Genomic DNA, 12,750 nt, shown 5'->3' on the forward strand with positions numbered 1-12,750 from the left:
ACCCAGGTCCCGACGACTACCGACGGAGATTCATTCCATGTCCTTCGCCGATCGCGACGGTTACATCTGGCTCGATGGTGAGATGCTGCCCTGGCGCGAGGCCCGGGTCCACTGCCTGACCCACACGCTCCACTACGGCATGGGCGTCTTCGAAGGCCTCCGCGCCTACACCACCGAGCACGGGCCGGCGATCTTCCGGCTCGAGGAACACACCCGGCGGCTGTTCAACTCGGCCAAGATCCTCGGCATGGAGATCGCCCACAGCCCCGAGGCGATCAATCAGGCCTGCATCGACGCGGTGCGCCGCAACGGGCTGTCCAGCGCCTACATCCGGCCGATGTCGTTCTACGGCTCGGAGGGCATGGGGCTGCACGCCGACGGCCTGCGCACCCACACCATGGTGGCCGCCTGGCACTGGGGCGCCTACCTCGGCGATGAGAGCCGCGAGCGCGGCATCCGCGTGCAGACCAGCTCGTTCACCCGGCACCACGTCAACATCGCCATGTGCCGGGCCAAGGCCAACGGCAACTACATGAACTCCATGCTCGCCGTCCAGGAGGCCACCCGTGCCGGCTGCGACGAGGCGCTGCTGCTCGACGTGGACGGTTTTGTCTGTGAGGGCTCCGGCGAGAACTTCTTCATGGTCCGTGACGGCGTGCTGCACACCCCGGCGCTCACCTCCGCGCTGGAGGGCATCACCCGGGACACGGTCATGCGGCTCGCCGCCGAAGAGGGCATCGAGGTGCGCGAGCGGCGGATCACCCGGGACGAGGTCTACATCGCCGACGAGGCCTTCTTCACCGGCACCGCGGCCGAGGTGACCCCGATCCGCGAACTCGACGGCCGGACCATCGGTCCCGGCCACCGTGGCCCGATCACCGAGCGACTCCAGTCCCGCTACTTCAATCTGGTCGAGGGGCGCGACCCGTCCCACACCGACTGGCTCACCTTCGTCTGAGCCGACGCGCTGCCATGCCGGAGCAGCCCCACGTCGTCTGGCATCAGACCCGCGTCCAGCCCGAGGACCGCGCCGCGGCCCTCGGGCAGCGCCCAATGGTGGTCTGGCTCACCGGCCTGTCCGGCTCCGGCAAGTCGACCCTGGCCAACGCCCTTGAGCACGCCCTGCACCAGTGCGGCCACCACAGCTTCCTGCTCGACGGCGACAACATCCGCCACGGCCTCAACCGCGACCTGGACCTCTCCACCGCCGGGCGGCAGGAGAACATCCGCCGCATCGGTGAGGTCACCCGGCTGCTGCTCGACGCTGGACTGATCGTGGTCACCGCCTTCATCTCGCCCTACCGCGTCGACCGCGACCGGGTGCGCGAAACCGTCGGCCCCGAGCGCTTCCTCGAGGTCCACGTGCGCGCCGCCCTGGAGACCTGCGAGCAGCGCGACCCCAAAGGGTTGTACGCCCGCGCCCGGCGCGGCGACCTCCGCGGGATGACCGGCATCGACGACCCCTACGAGGCTCCGGAACACCCGGATCTGGTGATCGACACGGACCAATGCTCGGTGGCGGCCGCCACCGAGCACCTGCTGCAGACCCTCCGCAAACGCGGGGTGGTCTAGCGCCATGGGCTGGGAGGCGTACCTGACCGCCGCGGTCGTCGTCGCCCTGCTGACCGCCCTGATCACCACCCGCGTGGCCCCGGACATGGCCTTCCTGGGCGCGGTGACCGTGCTGCTGCTCAGCGGCGTGGTGGGACCGCGGGAGGCCTTTGAAGGCCTCTCCAACCCCGGCGTTCTCACCGTGGCCGCCCTTTACGTCGTCGTCGCCGGCATCCGCGAGACGGGCGGCGTGCAGTGGATCAGCACCCGCATGCTCGGCCGGCCCCGCTCACTGTTCGATGCCCAGCGCCGGCTCACCCTGCCGGTGGCCGGGTTCTCGGCCTTCCTCAACAACACCCCGGTGGTGGCCATGCTCATCCCGGCGGTGGGCGACTGGGCGCGCAAGCACAACCTGGCCGAATCGAAGCTGCTGCTGCCCCTGTCCTACGCCGCCATGCTCGGCGGCACCTGCACGCTCATCGGCACCAGCACCAACCTGGTCGTCAACGGCGCCCTGGAGCAGCGCACCGGTGAAGGGCTCATGCTCTTCGAGCTGGCCTGGGTCGGCATCCCGGTGCTCATCGCCGGGCTGGCCTTCCTGTTCGCCACCAGCCACTGGCTGTTGCCCGACCGCCGCCCCGCGGCGGAGACCCTCGACGACCCGCGGGAGTACACCGTGGAAATGATCGTCGAGGCCGAGGGCCCACTGGTCGGGCGGAGCATCGAACGCGCCGGACTGCGCCACCTGCCCGGGTGTTATCTCATGGAGATCGACCGCGGCGGCGAGATCCTGCCCGCCGTCTCGCCTCGGGAGAAGCTGCGCGCCGGCGACCGGCTGGTGTTCGTCGGGGTGGTGGACTCCGTGGTGGAGCTGCAGAAGATCCGCGGCCTCACCCCCGCCACCAACCAGGTCTTCAAGCTCGACGGCCGCCGCTCCGATCGCCGGCTGGTCGAGGTGGTGGTCTCGGAGACCTGCCCGGTGGCCAACCGCACGGTGCGCGATGGCCGCTTCCGCACCCGCTACGACGCGGTGGTCATCGCCGTGGCGCGCAACGGCGAGCGCGTCGACGGCAAGATCGGCGACATCATCCTGCGCCCCGGCGACACCCTGCTCCTGGAGGCCGGCGAAGGCTTCGTCGAGCGCCAGCGCAACGCCCGCGACTTCCTGCTGGTGCGCGCCATCGAGGGCGCGGCGGTGCCGCGCCACGACCGCGCCTGGCTGGCACTGGGGATCCTGGGCGCCATGCTCGGCATCGTCGGGGTCGGCTGGCTATCGATGCTCGAAGGCGCCCTGGCCGCCGGGGCGGCACTGCTGCTCACCCGCTGCCTGACCCTCAACGCCGCCCGGCAGGCCATTGACTGGTCGGTGATCCTGACCATCGCCGCGGCGTTCGGCATCGGCGCCGCCATGGAACAGACCGGACTGGCTCACACCATCGCCGACGGCCTGCTTGGCCTCGCAGGCGAGCAGCCGTGGCTGAACCTGGCCGTGATCTACCTGGTCACAGCGCTGTTCACCGCGGTCATCACCAACAACGCCGCCGCGGTCCTGATGGTCCCGATCGCCGGCTCGGTGGCCGGGGATTTGGGGGTCAGCGTCCTCCCCTTCGCCGTGGCCATCATGCTGGCCGCCTCGGCCAGCTTCGCCACCCCCATGGGCTACCAGACCAACCTGATGGTCTACGGCCCCGGCGGCTACCACTTCACCGACTACCTGCGCGCCGGCCTGCCGCTGAACCTGGTCACCGCAGCCGTAGCGCTGGCGGTGATCCCGTGGGTGTGGCCGTTCTAGGCGGAATGGAACCTCGGGTTGCAATGCGCAGGGCGCGCAGAGAGGGTCAACCCCGTTTGCCCAGCAACGCCGCGGCCGCCGCGCGCAGATCGTCCTCGGCCACGCCGAGGTCCTGGATCTCCTCTTTGACGCGCTCTTCTTTCTCTTCCGGGTTTACCGGCGAGAGCAGCAACCGGCCCTTGCGGGTCACCACCACCTCGAAGTAATCGACATCCGAGAACCGCCCGGCGATCTCCGGCGGCAGGCGGACCTCGTTCCACTCCGTCTTGCGTGCGAGCACGGTCATGACGGTCTCTCCTGTTCCTGGCCTGATCCTGCGTCAAAAGTTGGCACACCGCGCGCCGGTCGGGAAGGGTCCATCCAGGATGCCCGGGCCGGGATGATAAGCGGCGGGGCACCCTCCTCAAGAGCCATGGCCATGAGGACAGAACCATCCGCCCTGACGCTTGCGTCGGGCGATCCTTTACAATGCTCGGCCAACGCGGGCTTTCGGTCAGGTGGTCAACGGTATGGAGATCAGCGAGGCACGGCTCACCCACCTCAAGGAGCTTGAGGCGGAGAGCATCCACATCATCCGCGAGGTCGCCGCGGAGTTCGACAACCCGGTGATGCTCTACTCCATCGGCAAGGACTCCTCGGTGATGCTGCGCCTGGCGCTCAAGGCGTTCTACCCGGGCACACCGCCCTTCCCCCTGATGCACGTGGACACCACCTGGAAGTTCCGCGAGATGATCGCCTTCCGCGACCGCATGGCGCGGGAGTCGGGCATGGAGCTGATCGTCCACATCAACCAGGAGGGCGTCGAGCAGGGCATCGGGCCGTTCACCCACGGCTCCAAGGTCCATACCGACGTCATGAAGACGCAGTCCCTCAAGCAGGCGATGGACCAGCACCGCTTCGACGCCGCCTTCGGCGGGGCGCGGCGCGACGAGGAGAAATCCCGCGCCAAGGAGCGCGTCTACTCCTTCCGCGACCGCCACCACCGCTGGGATCCCAAGGGCCAGCGCCCGGAGCTCTGGCAGCTCTACAACGGCCGCGTCCACAAGGGCGAGAGCATGCGCATCTTCCCCCTGTCCAACTGGACGGAGCTGGACGTCTGGCAGTACATCTACCTGGAGGACATCCCCATCGTCCCCCTCTACTACGCCGCCGAGCGCCCTGTGGTCGACCGCGACGGCACCCTGATCATGGTCGACGACGAGCGCATGCCGCTCGAGGAAGGCGAGCAGCCGCGCTACGAGAAGGTCCGCTTCCGCACCCTCGGCTGCTATCCGCTCACCGGGGCGATCCGCTCCGAGGCGGACACGCTGCCGGAAATCATCCAGGAGATGCTGCTCACCCGCACCTCCGAGCGGCAGGGGCGGGTCATCGACCACGATTCGGCGGGGTCGATGGAAGAGAAAAAACGCCAGGGGTACTTCTAGCCATGTCCCACGCCTCCGATCTCATCGAAACCGACATCGAGCGCTACCTCAAGCAGCACGAGCACAAGGACCTGCTGCGCTTCATCACCTGCGGCTCGGTGGACGACGGCAAGAGCACCTTCATCGGCCGGCTGCTGCACGACTCGGCGCTGGTCTACGAGGATCAACTGGCCGCCGTGCGGCAGGACTCCACCCGCTACGGCACCACCGGCGACGACGTGGACCTGGCGCTGCTCGTCGACGGCCTGCAGTCCGAGCGCGAGCAGGGCATTACCATCGATGTCGCCTACCGCTACTTCTCCACCGACCGGCGCAAGTTCATCATTGCCGACACCCCGGGCCACGAGCAGTACACCCGCAACATGGCCACCGGCGCCTCGACGGCGCAGCTGGCGGTGATCCTGGTCGATGCCCGCCACGGGGTGCAGGTGCAGACCCGGCGGCACAGCTACATCTGCGCCCTGCTGGGGATCCGCCACGTGCTGCTGGCCGTCAACAAGATGGACCTGGTCGATTGGGATCAGGGCACCTTCGAGGCGATCCGCGACGAGTACACCGCCTTCGCCCGCCGCCTCGGCATCCCCGATGTGCGCTGCGTGCCGCTGTCCGCGCTCAAGGGGGATAACGTCGTCCACCGCGGCGAGCACCTGCCCTGGTACGACGGCCCAACGCTCATGGAGCTGCTGGAGACCGTGGAGGCCAAGGCCGACCGCAATCTGCGCGATCTGCGCCTGCCGGTGCAGACTGTGGTCCGCCCCTCCCACGACTTCCGCGGCTTCGCCGGCACCCTGGCCGCCGGCACGGTGCGCCCCGGGGACGAGGTCGTGGCCCTGCCTTCCGGGCTGCGCAGCCGCGTGGCGCGCATCGTCACCTACGACGGCGACCTCGACGTGGCCTTTCCGCCGCAGTCGGTGACCGTCACCCTGACCGACGAGATCGACGTCTCACGCGGCGATGTCCTGGCCAGCCCGACCCACCCGGCCACCGTGGACGACACCCTGGATGCGCGCATCGTGTGGATGGCCGAGCAACCGCTGCTGCCCGGACGCCAGTACGACATCAAGCTGGGCACGGCCACCGTCCCGGCCGTGGTCGAACGGATCCACCACCGCATCGACGTCAACACCCTCGAGCACCACCAGGTGGAGGAACTCGGGCTCAACGAGATCGGCCTGTGTCGCGTCCAGCTCTCCGCCCGGGTGCCCTTTGACCCCTACGACGAGATCGCCAACACCGGATCGTTCATCGTCATCGACCGGATGAGCCTGCACACCGTCGGCGCCGGCATGGTCACCCGCGCGGCAACCGAGGCCGCCGGCGCCGAGACCGATGTCCCGCGCCGCCGGCTGGCCCTGAGCAAGGCCCAGCGCGCCGGGCAGAAGGGGCAGCGGCCGTGCATCGTCTGGCTCACCGGGCTGTCCGGCTCCGGCAAGTCGAGCCTGGCCAACGCCCTGGAGCAGGCGCTGTTCCGGCGCGGCTACCACAGCTACCTGATCGACGCGGGCAACGTCCGCCACGGGCTGAGCCACGACCTGGACTTCAGCCGCGACGCGCGGGCCGAGAACATCCGCCGCATGGCCGAGACAGCCACCATGTTCGTCGACGCCGGGCTGATCACCGTCTGCGCCAGCCTCTCGCCGTACCGCGACGACCGCGCCATGGTCCGCGAGCGGGTCGAACCCGGCGAGTTCATCGAGGTGCACGTGGACGCCACCATCGACGCGTGCCGCGCCGCGGACCTGGACGGGCTCTACGCCCGCGCCGACGCTGGCGAGATCCAGGGCCTGCCCGGTGTGGACATCCCCTACGAGGCGCCGGAACAGCCCGAGGTCCGCGTGGACACGGTGGCCGAGGACCTGGAGACCTCGGTGCGCAAGATCCTCACCGCCCTGGAGGAGCGCGGGGTGCTGCGCTAGCGCAGCCCCCGCCCTCTCCTCACCCCTTGAGCACCCCCAGCGGACGCAGGCGGGCCACCCGGCGGCCAATGCCGGCGTGGGCCACCACGTCCACCACATCGGACACGTCCTTGTACGCCTCGGCCAGCTCCTCGGCCACCGTCTGCCGGGACGAGGCGCGCACCTCGATACCAGCCTCGGCCAGCTCGGCATCCAAGTCCCGCCCCTCAGCGGCGCGTTTGGCCTGGCGCCGGCTGAGACGGCGTCCGGCGCCGTGGGCGCAGGAGCCGAAGGTCTCGGCGTAGGCGCCCTGGGTGCCGAGCAGGACGTAGGAGTAGCGGGTCATGTCGCCGGGCAGCAGCACCGGCTGCCCGAGCCCGCGCAGATCCTCGGGGAGTTCCGGGTGGCCGGGCGGGAAGGCGCGGGTGGCGCCCTTGCGGTGGACGCAGACCTCGCGCTCCTCACCGTCGACCCGATGGCGCTCGAACTTGGCGATGTTGTGGGAGACGTCGTAGACCAGCTCCAGGTGCGCCTCCTCCCCCAGCACCTCGGCGAAGACCCGGCGCACCTGCTGGGTCATCGCCTGGCGGTTGACGTAGGCGAAGTTGGCGGCGGCCTGCATGGCCCCCAGGTAGTCCCGGGCGGCGGAGCAGCTCAGCGGCGCGCAGGCCAGCTGACGGTCGGGCAGCTCGATGCCGTTGCGCCCGGTGATCCGCTCCATGGTCACCAGAAAGTCATCGCAGACCTGGTGACCGAGCCCGCGTGACCCGGAGTGGATCATCACGGTCAGCGTCCCCGCCTCGAGCCCCAGGCGGCGGGCAGCGGCTTCGTCGTAGACATCGTCCACACAGCCGATCTCGATGAAGTGGTTGCCGGATCCCACCGTACCGACCTGATCCCGTCCGCGCTGGATGGCCCGATCGCTGACCGCCTCGGGGTCGGCGCCGGGCAGGCACCCACGGTCCTCGATCCGGGCCAGATCCTCGGGCTCGCCCAGCCCCACCTCCACGGCCCACGCCGCCCCCTCGCGCAGCAACCGGCGCATATCCCGGTTGCGCAGCAGGGTGTCGCCGTACCCACGGCCCATGCCGGCCGGGATGCGTTCGAAGAGTCGATCCATCAGGCGCGGCAGGTGGGCGCCCAGGTCCTCGGCCTGTAGCGGCGTCCGCAGCAGCCGGACTCCGCAGTTGATGTCGTAGCCCACCCCTCCGGGCGAGATCACGCCCCCCTGGTCCGGATCGAAGGCGGCCACGCCTCCGATGGGGAAGCCGAACCCCCAATGGATATCCGGCATGCCGATGGACCGCCCGACCACCCCGGGGAGGCAGGCCACATTGGCCACCTGGCGCACGGCCTCGGTATCGCGGATGTCCTCAATCAACGCGTCGTTGGCGAAGATCAACCCGTCTACCTGCATCCGCCCCTGCCGCGGCAACCGCCAGCGGCAACTGTCGAGCCGTTCCAACTCCAGACCTTCAGCGGCCTCGATACGCTTGACCATCCCCGTCTCCTAGCGGTTGCACCCGTTGCCCGATCACCGTACCAAGCCCACCGGCCCGGACGGTGACGGCCTCCCCCTCCGGCAAGGTTAGCCTGCCCGACGCGCCCCATGGTGGTGCATCCGCCCTGTGCCGAGGCACAGCAACGGGGCGCGCGATCCCCGGCCACCCCGCACCTCGCCACCGAGGACCGCATAACCTGTTGATCTCCGGTTATCAAGGGACTTGGCCCGCGTCTTGCTTGGATAACGGGCAGCGGAGGCATCGACCGCGAAGGGCAGCGGCCCAGGAGGTCCGCCCCGGAGCGTCACCGCTGACAATCTGGCCGCAATAGGCGTCTAGGGTTCCGTCCGCAGGCATGCGGAGCCTGGTCCGAGAGTCGCCGACCTCTCCCAGAGGGGGGTTACACGGAGGGACAAAAGCCCGGGAGATCGTGATCGATGCTCCCGCTTTTGACCCAACGGCAACCCCGAGGGAGAGATCCCATGAGCCGCGAACGACGCCCGCTACGCCAACGACTCACCCACCTGTGCACCGCCGCCGCCCTCCTCGGCACCGCTGCACTGCCGCTCGCAGCCACCGCCGACGAACGCGACTCCTTCCGCATCGCCTGGAGCATCTACGTCGGGTGGATGCCCTGGGGCTACGGCGAGGCCGAAGGCATCGTCGACAAGTGGGCCGACAAGTACGACATCGAGATCGATGTGGTGCAGATCAACGACTACATCGAGTCCATCAACCTCTACACCGCCGGCTCTTTCGACGGCGTCACCCTGACCAACATGGACGCCCTGACCATCCCGGCGGCCAGCGGCGTGGATACCACCGCGTTGATCGCCGGCGACTTCTCCGACGGCAACGACGGCGTGGTCCTTGAGGGGACCGACGACCTGGCCGACATCGAAGGCCAACGCGTCCACCTGGTCGAGCTGTCCGTATCGCACTACCTGCTCGCCCGCGCCCTCGACTCGGTGGGGCTGAGCGAGCGGGACGTCCAGGTGGTCAACACCGCCGACGCCGACATCGTCGGGGCCTTCCGTTCCCGCGATGTCCAGGCCGCCGTGGCCTGGAACCCACAGTTGGGCGAGATCCGCCGACAGGACGACGCCCATGTGGTCTTCGACTCCTCGGACGTACCCGGCGAGATCATCGACCTGCTCGGCGTGCGCACCGAAGTGCTTGAAGAGCACCCGGAGCTTGGCAAGGCGCTGACCGGCGCCTGGTACGAGATCATGGACGTCATGTCCGGCGACGATGCCGCCGGCGAGGCCGCTCGCACCGCGATGGCCGAGGCGGCGGGCACCGACCTGGCCGGCTACGAGGAGCAGCTCGCCTCGACCACGTTCTTCTACGACCCCGCCGAAGCGGTGGACTTCGTCACCAGCGAACAGCCCGCCGAGACCATGGAGAACGTCCGCCAGTTCGCCTACCAGCACGGATTGCTCGGTGAGCGCGCCCCGAGCCCGGATTTCGTCGGCATCGAGCTCGCCGACGGCTCGACCCTGGGCGATGCGAACAACGTCCAGTTGCGCTTCACCGACCGCTTCATGCGCAAGGCCGCCGAAGGCGAGCTGTAACGCCCTGCCCGGGGCGGCGGGTCCGCCCCGGGCCTCATCGGCAGCAGGAGCGCCTACCCATGAAACGCCTGATCAACCGCCACCCCGGCCGGGTCGGGGGCGCCGCCCTGGCGATGCTCCCCTTTGTCCTGGCGCTGGTGGCCTACACCATCGCCTCGTCGCAGCGCCTGGCCGAGAATCCCAACGACCCGGTGCTGCCGTCGCTGATCACGCTGATCGAATCCTTCCTGCGCCTGGCCACCGAGGAGAGTCGGCGCACCGGTGAGGTCCTCCTGTGGTTGGACACCGGTGCCAGCCTCGGGCGGCTGGGCATGGGCGTGGCCCTGGCCGCCGCCATCGGCCTGCTGGTCGGCATCCTCAACGGCTGCCTGCCCTACGCGCGGCGTACCTTCTCGCCCTTCGTCACCGCCGTGGCCATGATCCCGCCGCTGGCGGTGCTGCCGATCCTGTTCATCGCCTTCGGCGTCGGCGAGCTGGCGAAGGTGATGCTGATCGTCTTCGGTGTTGCGCCGTTCATCATGCGCGACCTGCAGCAGCGGGTCGAAGAGCTGCCGCGTGAGCAGCTGATCAAGGCGCAGACCCTCGGCGCATCGACCTGGCAGATCGTGCTACGGGTGATCCTGCCGCAGACCCTGCCCCGGCTGATCGACGCCACGCGGCTGAGCCTCGGGGCGGCCTGGCTGTTTCTCATCGCCTCGGAGGCCATCGCTGCCACTGAGGGGCTCGGCTACCGGATCTTCCTGGTCCGGCGCTACCTGGATATGGAGACGATCCTCCCCTACGTGGCGTGGATCACCCTGCTCGCCTTCCTCTTCGATCTGACCCTGCGCGGGGTCAATCGCTGGTTCTTCCCCTGGTACGCCGGAAGGAGCGCCCGTTCATGAGTGCCACCATCCGCCTGGAGAACGTCTGGAAATCCTACGGCCACGACGTCGTCCTGGAGAACCTGTCGCTGGAGGTCGCCGCCGGCTCTTTCGTCACCCTCGTGGGCGCCTCGGGCTGTGGCAAGACCACCTTCCTCAAGATGCTCCTCGGCGAGGAGGCGCCGAGCCGCGGCCGCCTGCTCATGGACGGCGCGCCCCTGCCCGGCGAGCCGGGGCCGGACCGCGGGGTGGTCTTCCAGCGCTACTCGGTCTTCCCCCACCTCACCGCGGTTCAGAACGTGCTCCTCGGCCTGGAGCTGGCCGACGCCCCGTGGCTAGGCCGCCTCTTCGGTGCCGCGCGGCGCACCGCCCGGGCGCAGGCGGTGACGGCCCTGGAGTCGGTCGGCCTGGAGCACGCCCTGGACAAGTACCCGCCGGAACTCTCCGGCGGCATGCAGCAGCGCCTGGCCATCGCCCAGACCCTGGTCAAGGACCCGCGGGTCCTGCTCCTCGACGAGCCCTTCGGCGCCCTCGACCCCGGCATCCGGCAGGACATGCACGCGCTGATCCAGTCCCTGTGGCAGCGCACCGGGGTCACCGTCTTCATGGTGACCCACGACCTGCAGGAGGGCTTCACCCTCGGCAGCCGGCTGCTCGTCTTCGACAAGGTCCGCCACGACCCCCACGCCCCCGAGGCCTACGGGGCACAGATCACCTACGACATCCCCCTCGACCGCAACGCGGAGGCTTCCCCATGAGCACCCCCTCACTGCCCCAGGAGCGCATCGTCTACCGGGAACGCGTCCCCGGCGCCCGGTACGCATCGCTGATCCTGAGCCGCGGTTTCGCCGTCCGCCTGACCGACGTCGACGGCACCGCCAACGCCGCGGCACTGCTGTACAACCCCCACAACCCGCTTGAGCGGTACAACGCCCCGGACACCCTGAAAGGCCAGCACACCTCGCGGCTGTCCGCCGGCCACATGCTCTACTCGGACATGGGGCGGGTGATGCTTTCGATCACCAGCGACAGCCTCGACTGGCACGACCCCATCGGCGGCATCAGCGACGCCGCCAGGGTGCGCCACACCTATGGCCAGGCCCGCTACCAGGAGCACCTCAACGACTTTTACCGCAGCGGTCGTGAACTCTTCCTCATCGAGATGGCCAAGTGGGGCCTGGGGCGCGCCGATCTGGTCCCCAACGTGAACTTTTTCAGCAAGGTCCAGGCGGACACCGAAGGCGCCCTGCATTTCATCCCGGACCACAGCCGAGCCGGCGCCCACGTGGACCTGCGGGCCGAGATGGACACTCTGCTGATCCTGCAGACCGCGCCCCACCCCATGGATCCCGGGCCCACCTACACCCCCGGCGCGGTCGACCTCACCGTCTACCGGGCGGAACCGGTCGCCGCCGAAGACCCCTGCCTCACCAGCCACCCGGAGAACGCCCGCGCCTACGCCAACACCATCGCCTACCACTGCCAGGAGTAAGCGCCATGACCGGCATGAACCTCGTCGAGAGCCCGCTCGAGCCCCGCGATGCCCTCTACCGCGTCACCGTCCCCGCCGGCGAACCGTGGCTGGGCGAGCTGCGCCGCGGCCAGACCCTGCGCATCGTCGATTTAGAGGGCAACCAGGCCGCCGACACGCTCTTCTACAGCCTCGACAACCCAAGCGGGGAGCGCTACAGCGCCGTCGATACCGTCCGCGAGCAGGCCAGCGCCTATCTGAGCACCGGCAGCCGGCTGCTCTCCACCGCCGGCCGGACGATGCTGACCCTCACGGCCGACACCTGCGGCCGCCACGATACCCTCGGCGGCGCCTGCGCCGCCGAGTCCAACCAGGTGCGCTACGCCCTGGATAAGAAGCCCATGCACAACTGCCGGGACAACTTCCTCATCGCCCTGGCCGAGAGCGATTACCCGCTGGGCAAGCGCGACCTCGGGCCGAATATCAACTTCTTCATGAACGTCCCGCTCACCCCCGAGGGCGGCCTCAGCTTCCAGGACGGCCTCTCCGGTCCGGGCAAGTACGTGGAGATGCGTGCCGAGATGGACGTCCTGGTGCTGCTCTCCAACTGCCCGCAGCTCAACAACCCGTGCAGCGATTACAACCCCACCCCCCTCGAGATGATCGTCTGGAAGTAAC

General features: G+C 69.2%; 12 protein-coding genes and 1 riboswitch. Of the genes, 10 read left to right on the plus strand and 2 right to left on the minus strand.

From position 1 onward, the window contains the following. Positions 1-37 precede the first annotated feature (37 nt). The 3 genes from HHAL_RS11855 to HHAL_RS11865 are packed head-to-tail and all read left to right on the plus strand — an operon-like array spanning position 38 to position 3,343. Positions 38-958 carry a branched-chain amino acid transaminase gene (locus tag HHAL_RS11855; protein WP_011815134.1) on the plus strand — a complete coding sequence of 307 codons (921 nt, stop codon included), beginning with the start codon at positions 38-40 and terminating at the stop codon, positions 956-958. Between the two features lie 14 nt (positions 959-972). Beyond that, positions 973-1,572 carry an adenylyl-sulfate kinase gene (cysC, locus tag HHAL_RS11860; protein ID WP_011815135.1) on the plus strand — a complete coding sequence of 200 codons (600 nt, stop codon included), beginning with the start codon at positions 973-975 and terminating at the stop codon, positions 1,570-1,572. Between the two features lie 4 nt (positions 1,573-1,576). Then, entirely contained in the window at positions 1,577-3,343 is a 1,767-nt protein-coding gene (locus tag HHAL_RS11865) for an SLC13 family permease (protein ID WP_011815136.1), read from the plus strand. Between the two features lie 46 nt (positions 3,344-3,389). On the opposite strand, the gene HHAL_RS11870 is transcribed toward HHAL_RS11865, so the two are convergent. Next, complete coding sequence (locus HHAL_RS11870) at positions 3,390-3,629, minus strand: hypothetical protein (protein ID WP_011815137.1); 240 nt, start codon at positions 3,627-3,629, stop codon at positions 3,390-3,392. 223 nt (positions 3,630-3,852) lie between these two features. Here HHAL_RS11870 and cysD point away from each other — a divergent pair, with 223 nt between their 5' ends. Further along, positions 3,853-4,767, plus strand: coding sequence for a sulfate adenylyltransferase subunit CysD (cysD, locus tag HHAL_RS11875; protein WP_011815138.1), 915 nt, complete (start codon positions 3,853-3,855; stop codon positions 4,765-4,767). Positions 4,768-4,769: 2 nt separating this feature from the next. Next, a complete protein-coding gene (gene cysN / locus HHAL_RS11880) occupies positions 4,770-6,683 on the plus strand; it encodes a sulfate adenylyltransferase subunit CysN (protein ID WP_011815139.1) in 1,914 nt (637 codons plus the stop codon). Positions 6,684-6,702: 19 nt separating this feature from the next. On the opposite strand, the gene HHAL_RS11885 is transcribed toward cysN, so the two are convergent. Beyond that, a complete protein-coding gene (locus HHAL_RS11885) occupies positions 6,703-8,163 on the minus strand; it encodes an RtcB family protein (RefSeq protein ID WP_011815140.1) in 1,461 nt (486 codons plus the stop codon). Positions 8,164-8,488: 325 nt separating this feature from the next. Continuing rightward, positions 8,489-8,593, plus strand: a riboswitch (guanidine-I (ykkC/yxkD leader). Between the two features lie 53 nt (positions 8,594-8,646). On the opposite strand from HHAL_RS11885, the gene HHAL_RS11890 reads away from it, so the two are divergent. Genes HHAL_RS11890 through HHAL_RS11910 form a run of 5 tightly spaced genes read left to right on the plus strand, consistent with a single transcriptional unit; the run spans position 8,647 to position 12,749 of the window. Then, positions 8,647-9,738, plus strand: coding sequence for a putative urea ABC transporter substrate-binding protein (locus HHAL_RS11890; RefSeq protein WP_041595190.1), 1,092 nt, complete (start codon positions 8,647-8,649; stop codon positions 9,736-9,738). Positions 9,739-9,797: 59 nt separating this feature from the next. After that, positions 9,798-10,622, plus strand: a complete 825-nt coding sequence (locus HHAL_RS11895; RefSeq protein WP_011815142.1) for an ABC transporter permease — start codon at positions 9,798-9,800, stop codon at positions 10,620-10,622. Continuing rightward, positions 10,619-11,359: an ABC transporter ATP-binding protein gene (locus tag HHAL_RS11900; RefSeq protein ID WP_011815143.1), complete on the plus strand. Its 741-nt coding sequence runs from the start codon at positions 10,619-10,621 to the stop codon at positions 11,357-11,359. The genes HHAL_RS11895 and HHAL_RS11900 overlap by 4 nt, the downstream gene beginning before the upstream one ends. Continuing rightward, a complete protein-coding gene (locus HHAL_RS11905) occupies positions 11,356-12,093 on the plus strand; it encodes an urea amidolyase associated protein UAAP1 (protein WP_011815144.1) in 738 nt (245 codons plus the stop codon). The genes HHAL_RS11900 and HHAL_RS11905 overlap by 4 nt, the downstream gene beginning before the upstream one ends. Before the next feature lie 14 nt (positions 12,094-12,107). Next, positions 12,108-12,749 carry an urea amidolyase associated protein UAAP2 gene (locus tag HHAL_RS11910; protein ID WP_041595709.1) on the plus strand — a complete coding sequence of 214 codons (642 nt, stop codon included), beginning with the start codon at positions 12,108-12,110 and terminating at the stop codon, positions 12,747-12,749. Position 12,750 lies beyond the last annotated feature (1 nt).

This window comes from Halorhodospira halophila SL1, from assembly GCF_000015585.1.
In the GTDB taxonomy this organism is placed as follows: domain Bacteria; phylum Pseudomonadota; class Gammaproteobacteria; order Nitrococcales; family Halorhodospiraceae; genus Halorhodospira; species Halorhodospira halophila.